This is a genomic window from Hymenobacter sublimis (assembly GCF_023101345.1).
In the GTDB taxonomy this organism is placed as follows: domain Bacteria; phylum Bacteroidota; class Bacteroidia; order Cytophagales; family Hymenobacteraceae; genus Hymenobacter; species Hymenobacter sublimis.
Genome location: NZ_CP095848.1, coordinates 393,642 through 409,253, shown reverse-complemented (window position 1 = coordinate 409,253; position 15,612 = coordinate 393,642). Strand labels below are relative to the sequence as shown.

At 57.6% G+C, this 15,612-nt stretch carries 12 protein-coding genes; 8 read left to right on the top strand and 4 right to left on the bottom strand.

The features are described from left to right. Positions 1-131: 131 nt before the first annotated feature. The 5 genes from icd (at position 132) to MWH26_RS01795 (ending at position 9,461) form a co-directional block, all read left to right on the top strand. A complete protein-coding gene (gene icd, locus MWH26_RS01815) occupies positions 132-1,394 on the top strand; it encodes an NADP-dependent isocitrate dehydrogenase (RefSeq protein WP_247975810.1) in 1,263 nt (420 codons plus the stop codon). Positions 1,395-2,285: 891 nt separating this feature from the next. Beyond that, positions 2,286-3,473 carry a DNA/RNA non-specific endonuclease gene (locus MWH26_RS01810; protein ID WP_247975809.1) on the top strand — a complete coding sequence of 396 codons (1,188 nt, stop codon included), beginning with the start codon at positions 2,286-2,288 and terminating at the stop codon, positions 3,471-3,473. Between the two features lie 47 nt (positions 3,474-3,520). Beyond that, complete coding sequence (locus tag MWH26_RS01805) at positions 3,521-7,834, top strand: T9SS type A sorting domain-containing protein (protein ID WP_247975808.1); 4,314 nt, start codon at positions 3,521-3,523, stop codon at positions 7,832-7,834. Positions 7,835-8,002: 168 nt separating this feature from the next. After that, the gene (locus MWH26_RS01800) at positions 8,003-8,302 is read left to right on the top strand and encodes a DUF3817 domain-containing protein (RefSeq protein WP_244694878.1); all 300 of its coding nucleotides are present in this window, start codon (positions 8,003-8,005) and stop codon (positions 8,300-8,302) included. A 304-nt stretch (positions 8,303-8,606) separates the two neighbouring features. Beyond that, positions 8,607-9,461 carry a M12 family metallopeptidase gene (locus MWH26_RS01795; RefSeq protein ID WP_247975807.1) on the top strand — a complete coding sequence of 285 codons (855 nt, stop codon included), beginning with the start codon at positions 8,607-8,609 and terminating at the stop codon, positions 9,459-9,461. Positions 9,462-9,618: 157 nt separating this feature from the next. Here MWH26_RS01795 and MWH26_RS01790 read toward each other — a convergent pair whose 3' ends face one another. The 3 genes from MWH26_RS01790 to MWH26_RS01780 form a co-directional block, all read right to left on the bottom strand. Then, positions 9,619-10,482: an SDR family oxidoreductase gene (locus tag MWH26_RS01790; protein ID WP_247975806.1), complete on the bottom strand. Its 864-nt coding sequence runs from the start codon at positions 10,480-10,482 to the stop codon at positions 9,619-9,621. Positions 10,483-10,550: 68 nt separating this feature from the next. Further along, positions 10,551-10,985 carry a hypothetical protein gene (locus MWH26_RS01785; RefSeq protein WP_247975805.1) on the bottom strand — a complete coding sequence of 145 codons (435 nt, stop codon included), beginning with the start codon at positions 10,983-10,985 and terminating at the stop codon, positions 10,551-10,553. A 105-nt stretch (positions 10,986-11,090) separates the two neighbouring features. Continuing rightward, positions 11,091-11,624 (bottom strand): DinB family protein, encoded by a 534-nt coding sequence (locus MWH26_RS01780; RefSeq protein WP_247975804.1) that lies wholly within the window; start codon positions 11,622-11,624, stop codon positions 11,091-11,093. Between the two features lie 208 nt (positions 11,625-11,832). On the opposite strand from MWH26_RS01780, the gene MWH26_RS01775 reads away from it, so the two are divergent. The 3 genes from MWH26_RS01775 (at position 11,833) to MWH26_RS01765 (ending at position 14,396) form a co-directional block, all read left to right on the top strand. Next, positions 11,833-13,029, top strand: a complete 1,197-nt coding sequence (locus tag MWH26_RS01775) for a pyridoxal phosphate-dependent aminotransferase (RefSeq protein ID WP_247975803.1) — start codon at positions 11,833-11,835, stop codon at positions 13,027-13,029. A gap of 225 nt (positions 13,030-13,254) precedes the next feature. After that, positions 13,255-13,743, top strand: a complete 489-nt coding sequence (locus MWH26_RS01770) for a hypothetical protein (protein ID WP_247975802.1) — start codon at positions 13,255-13,257, stop codon at positions 13,741-13,743. A 35-nt stretch (positions 13,744-13,778) separates the two neighbouring features. After that, positions 13,779-14,396 (top strand): hypothetical protein, encoded by a 618-nt coding sequence (locus MWH26_RS01765; RefSeq protein WP_247975801.1) that lies wholly within the window; start codon positions 13,779-13,781, stop codon positions 14,394-14,396. A gap of 67 nt (positions 14,397-14,463) precedes the next feature. Here the strand turns inward: MWH26_RS01765 and MWH26_RS01760 are convergent, their stop codons facing one another. After that, positions 14,464-15,504, bottom strand: a complete 1,041-nt coding sequence (locus MWH26_RS01760) for an NAD(P)-dependent alcohol dehydrogenase (RefSeq protein WP_247975800.1) — start codon at positions 15,502-15,504, stop codon at positions 14,464-14,466. Positions 15,505-15,612: the final 108 nt, after the last annotated feature.

Here is a 15,612-nt window from a genome sequence, read left to right as displayed (position 1 = left end):
TCTCTCCCGCTTCGTTGTTAGACCTTCTGATTATTAGAGGTAGAGATGCTTCGGCAAGCTCAGCATGACGGCCAGATGGCTTTTTCTACTCAACCACAACAACCCTAAGTACCCAAAGTACCTTTTCAACAATGGCAGAGAAAATCACCATCAAGAACGGCAAGCTGAATGTGCCGGACCAACCTATCATCCCGTTCATCGAAGGCGACGGCACGGGTCCGGACATCTGGGCGGCTTCCGTCCGCGTATTCGACGCGGCTGTAGAGAAAGCCTACGGTGGTTCGCGCAAGCTGGAGTGGAAGGAAGTAATGGCCGGCGAGAAGTCGTTCAAGCAGACTGGTAACTGGCTGCCCAACGAAACCCTGGATGCTTTCCGCGACTACCTCGTGGGCATCAAAGGCCCCCTGACTACCCCCGTGGGTGGCGGTATTCGTTCCCTGAACGTGGCCCTGCGCCAGGAGCTGGACCTATACGCCTGCGTACGCCCCGTGCGCTGGTTTGAAGGCGTACCCTCGCCGGTGAAGCAGCCGAACCTGACCGACATGGTGATCTTCCGTGAGAACACCGAGGACATCTACGCTGGCATCGAGTACATGAACGGCACGCCCCAGGCGCAGAAAATGCTGGAATTCCTGCAGGATGAGATGGGCGTGAAGAAAATCCGCTTCCCCGAGTCGTCTTCTTTCGGCATTAAGCCCGTATCGAAAGAGGGCACCGAGCGGCTGGTACGCGCGGCTATTCAGTACGCCATCGACAACAACAAGCCTTCGGTGACCATCGTGCACAAAGGCAACATCATGAAGTTCACTGAGGGTGCCTTCAAAACCTGGGGTTACGAGCTGGCGGAGCGGGAGTTCGGCGACAAAGTGTACACTTGGGCTCAGTACGACAAAGTAGCGGCCAAGCAAGGCCAGGAAGTAGCCGATGCTCAGCAGAAAGCGGCGCTGGAAAGCGGCAAGATCCTGGTGAAAGACAGCATTGCCGATGCTTTCCTCCAGCAGATCCTGCTCCGTCCCGCCGACTACTCAGTAGTAGCTACCCTGAACCTGAACGGCGACTATATCTCCGACGCCCTGGCCGCCATCGTGGGTGGTATCGGCATTGCGCCCGGTGCCAACATCAACTACGTAACCGGCCACGCCATCTTCGAAGCTACCCACGGCACCGCGCCCAAGTACGCTGGTCTCGACAAAGTGAACCCCGGCTCGGTTATCCTCTCGGGTGCCCTGATGCTAGAGCACCTGGGCTGGCAGGAAGCCGCCGACCTGATCTACAAAGGCCTAGAAGCCGCTATTGCCTCGAAGCGCGTAACCTACGACTTCGAGCGTCTGATGGACGGTGCTACCCTGCTGAAGTGCAGCGAATTCGGCGACGAAATTATCAGCCGGATGTAGTAGCTTGGCACTAGCCAACTAAACCACGAAACCCCGCGTTGGCTGCAAGGCCGGCGCGGGGTTTTGTGGTTTAATTAATTAAGTCACGAGTGTATTCTTACATTACAGCAAGTAAGTGTACCGAATGGGCGCAACTACATTCCTGTATGTACCTTACTTACCAACTACAGCTGCGTTTGTGTAGCATTCAACAGCACCCAAATTTGCTTACCCACAACCATACTGAGTTAGTGGCGTGCAAACCACTCACTTCCTGAAGCTCCGGTTGTCCCTGCAGCCGGGGCTTCGTCTTTTCAAATAACAGGTTGCGTGTGAGATAACGACCGTGCGAGTAGTCCGAGGGCAGGCCCTACCATCACATCTTGAAGGTATGTGAGGCAGCATCCAGTTACTGACGGCTCCATAGGTGTAGTAATGGTCTCTAGAACAGACAGGAGGATGTACCAAATAAGGCACCATGCATAATTCAATAATTTTGCACTATTCCTTTTAATTATATCAATTATATTACATTAAAACTATATAGAATTAACTTCCTTTTAAACGGCTTGAGCTAGTGTTGTTGGCGGTAATGATGGTTTGACGTACTAGAATATCCTGCAGGGATGTAGCATTACTCAGAGCTTATATGTTGCACTATTTACATATATTATATTTATGACAGCATTTTATTAACAATTTAGAAATAAAGTAGTCCTAAAACAGGCGTATTTTTGCGAATCTGTAGGGCCGGGATTTAGTCTGGAACTTGTTTTCTTGTTTTCTTCTTGCGGGTATATGCCAAAAATTTTACGACGTGCTTTGCACGCTTGGTTGCTATTGCCGTGCCTGGCGCTTCAACCTCTTCTGGCTGCGGCCAACGTTCAAGAACCTTTTGACACTGGCACCAAGTTGGCCTACCCTGCTGGCACCGTAAGCCTCACCTCTGGCGACTGGATTCTGACGGATGCCGTGCTCGGCAGCGCGGAGGCCGACCGTAAAAATGGAGCGCAAGCCGTACGCCTGCAGCAGAACGGAACGCTCAGCATGGCCTTCTTCCTGCCTAATGGCGCCAATACGGTAACCGTGCAGCACGCCATTTATGGCACCGACGCCAGCAGCAGCTGGGAGCTGTGGGCGCAATCGGAGGCCTGCAACTGCAACAAGTGGACGAAGGTGGGCAACACCGTATTCACGACCACTGCTACGCTGCAAACGGCGGCCTTTACGGTGAATATTCCGGGCAAGGTGAAGTTTGAGATTCGGAAAACGTCGGGTGGGGCGGCTCGCCTGAATCTGGACGATTTTGCCGTTACTGACTACGGCGTTGCCCAGCCCTCCCTCGACAACGACCACTTGGCCCTGGGCAACCCCAGCGGCGCTACCGCCGACCCCAGCTACCCGAACAACTACCTGTTGCTCAAGCCCCAATTTGCCGTGGGCTACAACCGCGACCAGGGCAAGCCCAACTGGGTAAGCTGGCACCTCGACATCTCGGACCGTGGTAGCAGCGACCGGCAGGACGACTTCCGCAACGATACCTCCCTACCCCAGGGGTGGTACCAGGTGCAAAGCACCAGCTACTCGGGTTCGGGCTTCGACCGGGGCCATAACTGCCCCAGCGCCGACCGCACTTCTTCGGATGAAAACAACTCGGCTACCTTCCTGATGACCAACATGATGCCCCAGGCCCCGCAAAACAACCAGGGGCCCTGGGCTACGCTGGAAGGCTACGCGCGTACTTTCTTACCCAACAATGAGGTGTACATCGTCTGCGGCAGCTACGGGGTAGGCGGCACCGGCAGCAACGGCGGCCTGACCACTACCCTCGACCAGGGCCGCCTCACGGTGCCTAACCGTACCTGGAAGGTGATTGTGGTTCTACCCGTGGGCGACAATGACGTGGCCCGCATTACGGCCGCTACCCGCGTCATTGCCGTGGATATGCCCAACATCAACACCCTGAATCAGGACTGGAGCACCTACCGCACGACCGTGGACGCCATTGAGGCCGCCACTGGCTACGACCTGCTCTCGAAGCTCCCGATAGAAGTACAGACGGCCATCGAATCGAAGGTTGATGCCGGCCCGGTCCTGTAGTCTTCAGTCCTACTTTCTCATTGATTTTGCGGCGTTTCCGTCACTATATGAATTACATTTCTAAGCACCACGTTGCCGGGCGGGTAAGAAAGCTGATGACTGGGCTTCTGACAGGCCTAGCAACAGCAGGACTCCTAACCACTGCTACCACCGCGCAGGCGCAACTCATTCTAACCAACGCCACACCGGTTACCGAAACCTTTGACGGCCAGGGCAACGCCGCGGGTGCCGTTCCGGCAGGCTTTGTGCTGGCGGCCGGCACAACGAACATCAACTACTTCAACGCGGCCAATGTGGCCGTTACTACCCGGGCCAGCGGCACTGTAGCCCCCGGCGCCCTGGCTAGCAACTCTGCCGGCGCGGCCTACAATTTTGGCAACGGCACCACGGCTACGGCCACCGACCGGGCCTTGGGTTTCCTGTCTTCCGGTAGCTACTTAGCGCCGCGCCACTTGCTGCTGGCCGTGCGCAACAACACGGGCGCTACCATTACGGAGCTGGCCGTGGCCTATGATGTGGAGAAGTACCGCACTGGTACTAACCCCTTCGAGTGGCAGTTTTACACCAGCCCCGATGGTGCTACCTGGACTCCTCAAACCAGCCTGACGGTAACCTACGGCTCCGATGGCGCCAATGCGGTTGTCAATCCGCCGAGCAGCACATCCAAGAGCACAGTCCTGAGCGACCTGAACCTAGCCAACGGGGCGACTACCTACCTACGCTGGTCGTACGTGGGCACCCTGGGCAGTGGCAACGCCCAAGCCTTGGGCCTCGACAACCTGAGCCTTACTCCTACCCTCTCGGGCACCGCTAACCCAGCGCCAGCCGCAACTATTACCACTGGCAGCGTGCCCAGCGCCGCTTTCTGCGTGACGAGCACGGCGGGTAGCACTGCTTTTCCTGTGGCCTATACCAGCAGCGGCACTTACACTGGCAGCTACAAAGTGCAGCTTTCTGATGCCAACGGCGTTTTCGCGGCCAGCACCTCTACAGGCATCATCGGGACGGGCACTAGCTCGCCAATTTCGGCTGTAATTCCGGCCGGTACGCCTAGCGGTAGCGGCTACCGCTTGCGGGTGCTGAACGATGCGCCGGCTACCTTCGGCTCCGATAATGGCGCTAACCTGAGCGTTAGCTTGACGCCGGAAGCCAGCCCCGTTACCGTTTTTCCCGCTTCCGTTCAGACGCTGCCAGTTAACGGCACGGGGGCCACGCTTACCGCTTCGGGGGTCGCTGGCGCTACGTTCACCTGGCAGTACGGCACCAGCGACACTGGGCCCTATACTAGCATTGGGGGCGCAGCCTCAGCCACGTATCAGCTGAAAGGCAGTGACTTCCCGAGCGCCGGAAGCTACTTTGTGGTGGCACGGGCTACCGTTATTACCTCCTGCGGCACGGTAAGCAGCGTTAGTGCACCCGTTGCCGTGACGGTAGCGGCGCCGGTGGTTCCGCCGGGTGTACAAGTTTCGCAGTCCAGCCTACCTGCATTTGGCGCCGTGGAAGTTGGCGCGGGTAGCCAGCCGAAAAGCTTCACCGTGAGTGGCAGCAACCTAACCAGCAGCCTCACCATTACGCCCCCGACAGGCTTTGAAATCCGGACCGGTAACAGCCCGTTTGCCTGCTGTGCCATTGTGCTGGAGCCGGTGGGCGGCACCGTGCCCAGCACTACCATCGACGTTCGGTTTGCCCCTACCACTACTCAGGCGGCGCAGGCGTCTATTCCGGTTGCTACCGCTGGCCTACCGGAGCAAGCCGTAACGGTTTCCGGGACGGGCAGAGTAGCTGCCTACCCCGTTACCCTGAGCACGACGGCAGTATCTGGCCTTACGCCTACCAGCGCCACAACCGGCGGTAGCGTGGTTTCTGATGGTGGTAGCGCCATTACGGCCCGCGGCGTAGTGTGGTCGAAAACGGCCAACCCCGTGCTGGGCATCACCAAAACCGAGGATGGCGCCGGCACTGAGGCTTTCACGAGCACCATCAGCAACCTGCTGCCCGGCACTACTTATTTCGTGCGGGCCTATGCCACCAACGCGGCCGGTACTGCCTACGGCGAGGAGCTTTCCTTTACAACGGTTACGGTGCCGTTGGCTCCCGAGCCCACCGTTGCCGGCACGCTTACTGCCAGCCAAGTAACCACTACCTCGCTGCAACTAACCCTAGCGGGCGACAATGCCACCAAGCGCCTGGTAGTAGCCCGCCTGGGCAGCGCCGTTGATGCCGAGCCCGTTGATGCCATTACCTACGCCGCTGACGCCGCGTTTGGCGCCGGCAAGCAGCTAGGCAAGGGCAATTATGTGGTGTATAATGGCACCGGCACTAACGTTACGGTCACGAATTTGCGGCCGAATACGCCATACTATTTCACCGTTTTCGCCTTCAACGACAACGGCACGCCCTACGCCGAGAACTACCTGACAACCACGCCCGGCACTCTCACCCAAACCACGCCTGCAGTTCCGGTAGCCCTGTTGCTGGAAGAAAACTTCGAGTACACGTCTGCGTCTTTGCTGACCGCCAACTACTGGTCGGCCCACAGTGGCGCGGGTTCCAAGCCGGTGGCAGTAACGGCAAGTGGCCTTTCCTACCCCAACTACAGCACCGGAACTGGTAAGGCCGCAGCCCTGACCGCCAGCGGCGAAGACGTAAACCGTTCCTTCGAGCCCGTATATGGCCGCACGCCGGTGTACGCCTCCTTCCTGGTGAACGTCTCCAACGTTTCCGCTGCCGGCGACTACTTCTTCCACTTGGGCCCGAAAGTTATTGGTACCACGTTCCGCAGCCGCGTGTTTGTGCGCAAAACAGCGACGGGCAAGCTGCAATTTGGTATTAGTGGCTCCGGCGCCGCTACCTACGCCCCGGGAGAATACGAGCTAAACACGACCCACTTGGTGGTGGTGAAGTACTCGTTTGATGAGACCGGCAGCGTCAGTCAGCTGTTCCTCAACCCTACCACTACCCTCGCGGAGCCAGCTACGGCCTCGGCCAGCTCCACTGAAACCGGCACCACTCCCGCTGCCCCCAACGACAACATCGGTTCAGTGGCTTTGCGCCAGGGCTCGGCTTCGCCGGTGCTGGTAGTTGATGGCATACGCGTGGGCACCTCGTACCGGGCCGTGAAAACCGGCGTGGCCTGCACCGACCCGGAGCTGACTGTGCCCACCCTGGCTACGGTGCAAACCAGCGCTACAGAATGTGGTGCTTCGGTGGCGTTTGCCGCAACGGCTACCGGCGTTCCGGCGGCTCCCATTACCTATTCTATTGTGAAGGATGGCGTTGCTACTCCTATTACCTCGCCCTACTTCTTTCCGGTAGGGACAACCACCGTTACGGCTAGCGTCACGAACCCCTGCGGTACTGACACCAAGACATTTGTGGTGACCGTAGAAGACAAGCAAGCCCCCATTGTACAGACGCAAAACTTAACGGTAGCCCTCAACGCCGGCTCTGCCACCATCACGGCCGACCAGGTGAACAACGGCAGCTCCGATGCCTGTGGCATTGCGTCGATGGTGCTAAGCCAAACGGCGTTTAGCTGCGAGAACATAGGAGCCAACACCGTAACCCTGACCGTGACTGATACGCACGGCAACATCGCTAGCCACACGACTACCGTAACGGTTACCGGCACGGTACCAACACCCGCTATTGCCATCATTCCGGCTTCCAAAGTGTACACCGGCGGCGTGGCTTCTACCCTATACTTGGGTTACGGACCGCAAAGCGCAACGCTTGCCGCATCGGGCGGCGACAGCTACAGCTGGAGCCCAGCGGCTGGCCTCAGCAATGCGGCTAGTGCTAACCCCGTGTTCACGGCCCAAACGGCTGGTACGTTCACGTATACGGTCACCGTGACTTCTGCTTCCGGCTGCACGGCCACCAAGAGCATAACCCTGCGCGTAGTGGATGCCCGCTGCGGCAACAAGAACGATATGGTGAGCGTGTGCCACAACGGCAAGGCCCTCTGCCTTTCCGACAATGCCGTAGCGGTACACCTTGCCCACGGCGACCAGCTTGGCGACTGCACAACCGCTTCGCTAACGGCTACGAACACTTCTTCGGCTCAACTGGCCGAGGCGTCCGAACCTACCACTACCCTGGAGCCGGTGTTCGAGGCTTACCCCAACCCCTTCACCGAACGCACTGTCATTCGCTTCCGGGCCGGCAGCACGGCTCCGGCCCAGCTGCAGCTCTACAACCCGCTTGGCCAACTAGTGAAAACGTACTACAACGCCACCGCTCAGCGCGGCCAGGTGTACGAGTTTACGGTAGATGGCACCAACCTCACGTCGGGCCTCTACATCAGCAAGCTGCTACTCGACGGCAAAGTGCAAACTTTGCGCATATTGCTGAATAAGTAGCTTTTCGGGGTTACTGCACAAACAAAAGGGAAGCTCGTCAGGGCTTCCTTTTTGTTTGTGCAGTAGCCGTTGGCTGCCGAACAGCTGCGTTACCCGCCTCCCTAGGCAGTGCCACTATTGCCTTAGCCGACCGCAGCGTAACTTGCCACTTCATTGATGGTTCATCCTATGCTTTCTTCGTTGCTACGCACTTCGTTAGGCCGCTTACGCGCGGTGGGTTTCCTAGAGGGAGTTTCCTTCCTGGTGCTGCTGGGCATTGCTATGCCGCTGAAATACTTTTTCGGGCAGCCGGCGGCAGTGCGCATCGTGGGCATGGCCCACGGGGTGCTTTTTGTGGCCTACGTGCTGCTGGTGCTACAGGTGAGCCTGGAGCGGAGCTGGTCGTGGCGGAAGGCCCTGTTGGCCCTAGCCCTTTCGCTGGTACCGTTTGGCACGTTCTGGGCCGATATGAAGCTGTTTCGGGAGTAGCGCTGTAGTGCCTGCCCCTTGCTTTATGCCACCAAAAAAGGCAGCCGTTCCTGGTAGGAACGGCTGCCTTTTTTGCTATTGACCTAGTCCACTATCTGCCTTCTGAACCCATCAAAGAGGCAAATAAAAATAGCTTTACTCGTCTGGGCAGTTTATTAAACTTATAATATATAAGCACTTTTAATAAAAATAATACATCTGTTGTGGTATAGTTTTGAATTATTGATACTACTTTGCTCGCATTATGGAAGAAAGTATTTGACTTTCTTGATGTCCCTTCTACCACAACCAAAACCCAATTTGCATGCGCGCACCCCGTTTCTCTCGCTTGGCTTTCTTGGCTACTCTAGGCACTTTTTCGGTTTTTAGCTGCAGCAAAGACCAGGAGTCGGCGGCTGTACAGCCAGTCGCTAGCCACCAGCAAGACGCAAAAGTAGAGCAGGCCTACCCCGGCCAGACCGGCGAAAGCCAGGCGGGCTACCTCGGCGGCCAGCCTATTGAATACCGCAGCATTAACGGCGAATTGATTTACGAAGGCGACATTATTCTGACGGCCGACCAAGTGGCAAAGTCCACCGGAACGGCCCGGCCGGAAAGTGCTGGTCGCACCTCAGGCCGGTGGCCCTCGGCGGTTGTGTACTACACCATTGACGCCGCCCTTCCCAACCAGGCCCGCGTAACCGACGCTATTGCCCACTGGCAGGCCAACACGCCTATTCGCTTTGTGAAGCGCACCACCCAGGCCAACTACGTTACCTTCCGGGTAGGTTCGGGCTGCTCTTCCAACATTGGAATGGTAGGCGGGCGCCAGTACATCAACCTGGCCTCGGGCTGCACTACGGGTAACAACATCCACGAAATTGGCCACGCCCTAGGCCTGTTCCATGAGCAGACCCGCAACGACCGGGATACCTACGTAAACATCCTCACCCAAAATATTCAGTCGGGCTACGAGAGCAACTTCTCGAAGTACTCGGCGCTGGGCTACGGCGGCACCGATTACGGCATGCTCGACTTCGGCTCCATTATGATGTACGGTTCCTTCTCGTTCTCCTCGAACGGGCAGCCCACCATCACGAAAAAAGACGGCTCCACGTTTAACATCCAGCGCACGGGCCTCTCGGCCGGCGACAAGACGGGCATTGATGCCATGTACTAGGAGTTGTTATCAGGTAGCTCAACGATTGTCGTGCAGAGCATTCTGCCACGCAAATGCTCTACCTGTTCGCACGACTTAGGCCTGTAATAGTCTATACTAATAAAAAAGGGCACCCGGTTTCGGGTGCCCTTTTTTATGCGATACGCCTTACCCAATATTAGGTATTGAGCACCTCGCCCCCATTCGGGTGAATGGCCTGGCCCGTGATATAGGAGGCGTCTTCGGAGGCCAGAAACACGTAGGCGGGCGCTACCTCGGAGGGCTGGCCGGGGCGCTTCATGGTGGTATCCTTGCCGAAGGAGGCGACCTTTTCGGCGGGGAAAGAGGCCGGGATGAGCGGCGTCCAGATGGGGCCGGGCGCCACCGAGTTAACCCGGATTTTCTTCTCGGCTAGCTGCTGGGCAATGGAGCGGGTATAGGCCGTAATGGCGCCCTTGGTCGAGGTATAATCCACGAGCTGCTGGTTGCCACGGTAGGCGTTGATAGAGGACGTGTTGATGATGGAGTCGCCCTCTTTCAGATGAGCCAGCGCAGCTTTGGTCACGCGCACAAAGGAGAAGAAGTTAACCTGGAACGTGTCCAGCCACTGCTCGTCCGGTATGTCGGCCACATCCTGGTTCACGAACTGTTCGGCGGCATTGTTCACCAGGATGTTGAGCTGGCCCAGCTCCTGCACCGTCTGGTCCACGATGGACTGGCAGAACTGCGGGTCGCGCAGGTCGCCGGGCAGCGTCAGGCAACGGCGGCCTTCGGCTTCCACCAGTTGGCGGGTTTCGTAGGCATCCTGCTCTTCCTCGGGAAGATAGGTAAAGGCCACATCAGCACCTTCGCGGGCAAAGTGCACGGACACGGCCCGACCAATACCGGAGTCGCCGCCCGTAATCAGGGCTACTTTGCCTTGCAGCTTCTCGCTACCCTTGTAATTAGCCCGGATGTATTCCGGCTGGGGTGTCATTTCCTGTTCAATTCCCGGTTGCTGATCTTGCGCTTGCGGGGGCAGGGTGGTTGGTTTATTTTCCATAGCAGTGGTAAAGGATTGAGCTCTACCCAACGCCAGGAAGGCCCCAGGGGTTATGGTGGAGTCCGGGTTTAGAGTTGCTTTTCAGCTACTTGCTTCGCTTGTAGCCACGCAGTAGCTTCCTGCTCGGCCGTGAATTTTCCCATCTGGAAGGATTGACCTTCGTACGCTTCATCGGCCGGAACTAGCCCGCTCGCTGCCAGCTCGCGCTTCAGGTCTGGGGCCAGCAGGTAAGCCAGGTACACCGTGCCACCTAGCGCCAAAGGCAACTCCGGGTAGTAGCTACCTACCAGCCACTCCACATTGGCAGAATCTACCCGCGGACGCCGCCGGATATCCAGCAGCCAGAACCGGGCGTGGTGCTGGCGCGCCGCTTCTAGCATACGGGTGTACCCCTTCCTTGACTCCTCCAGGGTAATAGGTCGGGTCCAGCGGCCCAGCAAAATCAATAAATCATCGCGGTAGTGCAGCTCTAGAAAATCGGGGGATGAAAGCGGAGTAATCATAGCGGACAACTGAGGATGGGGCAACGCGTACTACTGCAACCTACCCAGAAATTATCCAATGATCAAGCCGCTTCAGAGTAGCATAACTGAATAAGCGGCTTCTTTTTACCCTACTCCTACCCCAGTCCGTACCACCTGGACCGTTACCAGCAGCTGGCCCGTGTGGCGGGTGGTGTGCTCCGCAGCGTGCACCAGCAGCCCGATTACGGTGCTGGGCAGCCCGGCCCGCCCCACCGGCCGGAACTCCAGCAGCGTGCTCTCAGAGGTAGCGCGCAGGGTAGCCAGCATAACTTCTACTTGCCGAGAAAACGCCTGGAGCAAATCCTGGGTGCTTTCTGGCGGTACGGAGCCTTCTTTTTCCGCGGCGAGAAACGTGAACTGGGCTTCCGTAAGCGGCTGGTGGCGGGCGTAGGTCTGCATCCGGTCGAGCACGCCGGCCAAATGGCGCAGGTGAAACCCTACCGACGCTACCCCAGCCGGCTGGACCGACAGCAGCTGGTCGGGAAAATCGAGGAGGATGGCCTGGAGTTCCTCGCGGGCCTGCAGCAGGGCGTGGGCTACGGGCTGGAGCAAGGGCGGTACATCGGGCAGCGGGCCACGCAGCCACACTTCCGGCAGATTAGCAGCGGATGCAGTCATGGCAGCATAACCGGCTAGCAGGCCACGGAGTTTGGCCCGTGGCACCCGCGGAAGGCTGCTTACCTGTCATTGGCCCCGCAGCACCCTGCAATTTTTCGTTTTCAACTGCCTGAAAATGACACTTTTTGCTTGGTTATGAGGAGCTACTAGGCTGTCGAGAACTTGCAAATAAGTGGGGCTTCTAGCCCGGAGGCTTATCTTTAAGCCCATGCTTCAGATTTCGCAGCGTGGGCTGGCTCTGCCCCCCTCTCCTTACCGCCGACTCACTCCTTACGCCGACGCGGCCCGGCAGCGCGGCATCACGGTGCATCCGCTCAACATCGGTCAGCCCGATATCGAGACGCCCCCGGCCATGCTGGCAGCCGTGCAGCAGGCTGATATTCGGGTGCTGGAATACGGCCCCACGGCCGGCAACCTCAGCTACCGCCAAAAGCTGGCCGAGTATTACCAGCGCCTGGGCCTACCCGTAGCCGCCGACGATATATTGGTTACTACTGGGGGCAGCGAATCCATTTCCTTTGCCCTGCTAGCCTGCCTAAACCCCGGCGACGAGTTCATCGTGCCCGAGCCATTTTACGGGCCGTATCAGGCTTTTGCCATTTCCACGGGTACGCACGTAGTGCCGGTTGCCGCGCACCTGGAGCAAGATTTTGCCTTGCCCCCCATTGCTGAATTTGAGCAGAAAATTACGCCCCGTACCAAGGCCATCCTCATCTGCAGCCCCAACAACCCGACCGGCTACGTGTACAGCCGCCAGGAAATGGAGCAGCTCAAGGACCTGTGCGTACGCCATAACCTCTACCTGCTTTCCGACGAAGCCTACCGGGAGTTTTGCTACGACGACGCGTACACCAGCGCCCTACACCTGCAAGGTGCTGATAACCACATCGTACTCCTCGACACGATTTCGAAGCGCTACAGCGCCTGCGGGGCCCGTATCGGCTCCTTGGTCACGAAGAACAAGGCTCTGCGCGACGTTATTTTCAAGCTGGCTCAACTGCGGGTTTGTCCGCCGGGCCTGGGCCAGCTGCTGGCCGAAGCCGCTGCCGACTTACCCGAGGACTATTTCGACTACACCAAAGCCGAATACCAGGCCCGCCGCGACCTAATGGTACGCCGCCTGCGGGCCATGCCGGGCGTGCAGTGCCCCCTACCCCGCGGCGCATTTTACGTTCTCTGCCATCTCCCCGTTGATGATGCCGAGCGCTTTGCTCAGTGGCTACTGGAGGAGTTTCAGTACCAAGGACAAACCCTAATGGTGTCGCCGGCGGCAGGTTTCTACGCTTCTGCCCACCTAGGCCGTCAGCAGATGCGCCTAGCCTATGTGGTAAATCAGCACGTCATCAACCAAGCCATGGACTGCTTGGAGGTAGCCCTGCAGCAGTACCCCGGCCGGCCGGAGTAAACCAGTTTAGGCCTGACGCAGAACAGGTAGCGGCCGTGAGCTACCACTAAACTCAACCCGCCGATCATCCTGATGAAGGGAGAATGACCGGCGGGTTGCGTTTACAGGTTGGTAGGATATGGAAAGATTCAGACCAACGGCGGTTAGCCAAGGCTGGACAGCTAATTGCTACCCAACGCCTTTTTTCAGTATCTTCTGGGCTGATTCTTGCCTTTTCGTGGCCCAATGAACCGCTCCCTACTTCTTCTGCTACTTCCGCTGCTGGGGCTAGCTCCCAAGCCCGGTCGCCTTACCCCCGACTCGGCCCGCCTACTTACCCTGCGCATCAACGGGCAGTCAGTACAAACGGACACTATTAGCTCCCGCTTTTACTTGGGCGCCGACCGGGCCCTGCGTCTCAACATTGTGCGGGCTGATGACCCCGATGGAGAAGGCCTGACCATCATTATCGACCGGTTCCCGATTCAGGCGGGCACCTACAGCTTCCAGGAAATCCTGAGTGGCCGCAACCGCGACGCCTCCTACCGCTACGGCAGTACCGCCGCCTACTCCAAATCCTGCCCCGACAACCCCGGTTCCGTAACGATTACCGGCGTCAATGCGGCTCGCCACTGGCTGATGGGCACTTACCGCTGCCAGGTCTGCGAGTCGGGCCGCGGCGGCAAGCGCCTGACCTTGGAAGGCACGTTCCGGTATCCGGTGGAAAAGGAATAGGACGTTGATGATACCTGTTAAACCTATTATTGCTTATGCTGTATCAGCTAAACTCGCCTCTAGCTATTCTGATTATTGCTGCAGACTTTCTCATCGTGGGCCTACTAGCCACATTGCTTTTGAGGCCGCGTAGGCTATTGGTCAAGTGGCCTGTTATTCTTACCCTTATCGTACTGGCCATACCGCTAACCGGAATTAAGCTTCTGTTAAGCTCACCGGGTACAGCGGCTTCTACGCCTGGTTCGGTTATAATCAAAAACCCGGAGTACCACATGAACAAGCTGTATTTCCTTCGGCAATACCCTAAAGGAACATGGCAGGTAGATTGGATAGAGTATTTGTTAACTTCTGACAAGGAAATAGTTCTGGAAACAGAAAGTCAAAATGGTTTGGAAGTAGCTTACCAACACAGTGGCAAATGGCACTACGCTCCTATCGAGTTTAATGACTCTTACCAGACCGAAATCATTTTTCCACAAGACTTTACCGCCGTAGATATGTCTGGCCGCATTGAGGCCGCTGTAGCGGGCTATACGCTTAATGAACTGGGTAGCTGGCTTTCTAATATGCTCACAGTCAGCAGTATAATCTTACTCGCCACGCTATTAGGCCGCCTCTTCTCGTTGAAAAACCACCTTGCGACAGCTAGCTAGAGTATTCTTCAGCAAAAAGCCCGACTACCTTATGGCAGCCGGGCTTTTTTATTCTAGCTCATGTCAACTAGATAGTCGCCAAATCCAGCACGAAGCGGTACTTCACATCGGACTTAAGCATCCGCTCGTAAGCCTCGTTGATGTAGTCCATACGGATGAGCTCAATGTCGCTCATGACGTTGTGTTCGGCGCAAAAATCCAGCATTTCCTGCGTTTCCTGAATGCCACCAATTAGGGAGCCGGCAATGCGGCGGCGCTTGGCAATGAGGTTGAAGGCATGCAGTTGAGGCGCTTCTGGCGGTACGCCTAGCAGCACCATGGTGCCATCCACGCGCAGGGTGTTGATGTAAGGGGCCAAATCCATAGGTGCCGATACGGTGTTGATGATCAGGTCGAAGTAATTCGACACGGATTTCATCGACTCCTTATCCTTGGTTACCACAAACTTGTGGGCGCCCAGGGCTTTGGCATCGGCTTCCTTGTTAGGCGAGGTGCTGAACACGGTTACCTCGCAGCCCATGGCGGCGGCGAATTTTACGGCCATGTGGCCCAGGCCGCCCAGGCCCATTACCGCTACCCGGTCGCCGGCTTTGGCATTCCACTGGCGCAGCGGCGACCAGGTGGTAATGCCGGCGCACAGCAACGGGGCCACGCGGGCCAAATCCAGCTTTTCGGATACGTGCAGCACGAATTTTTCCGTCACTACAATGCTGTTGGAGTAGCCGCCGTAGGTTACCGTGCCGTCGCGGTCAGTAGCGCCGTAGGTACCCACGAAGCCTTCGTCGCAGTACTGCTCTAGGCCTTGGTTGCACTCGGGGCAGTGCTGGCAGGAGTTGACCATACAGCCTACGCCGGCCAGGTCGCCGGCTTTAAAGCCTTTCACGTGGGCGCCTACCTCGGTCACGCGGCCCACAATTTCGTGGCCGGGCACCATGGGGAATACTGAGCCGCCCCACTCGTCGCGCACCTGGTGCAGATCAGAGTGGCAGACGCCGCAGAACAGGATTTCGATGCGCACATCGTGGGCGCCAACCTCGCGGCGCTGAAAATCAAAGGGGACGAGGGGAGCATTTACTGCCGGAGCAGCATAGCCTTTTGCTTCTGCCATAAGAGAAGGGTTGGTTGTAGAGGATTAAGACGCGAGAACGAACCGCAACAACGGTTTCAGGGGCTGATTGTTTAAGAAGCTGTTGGCAAGCGCTACCTTACGGAACCT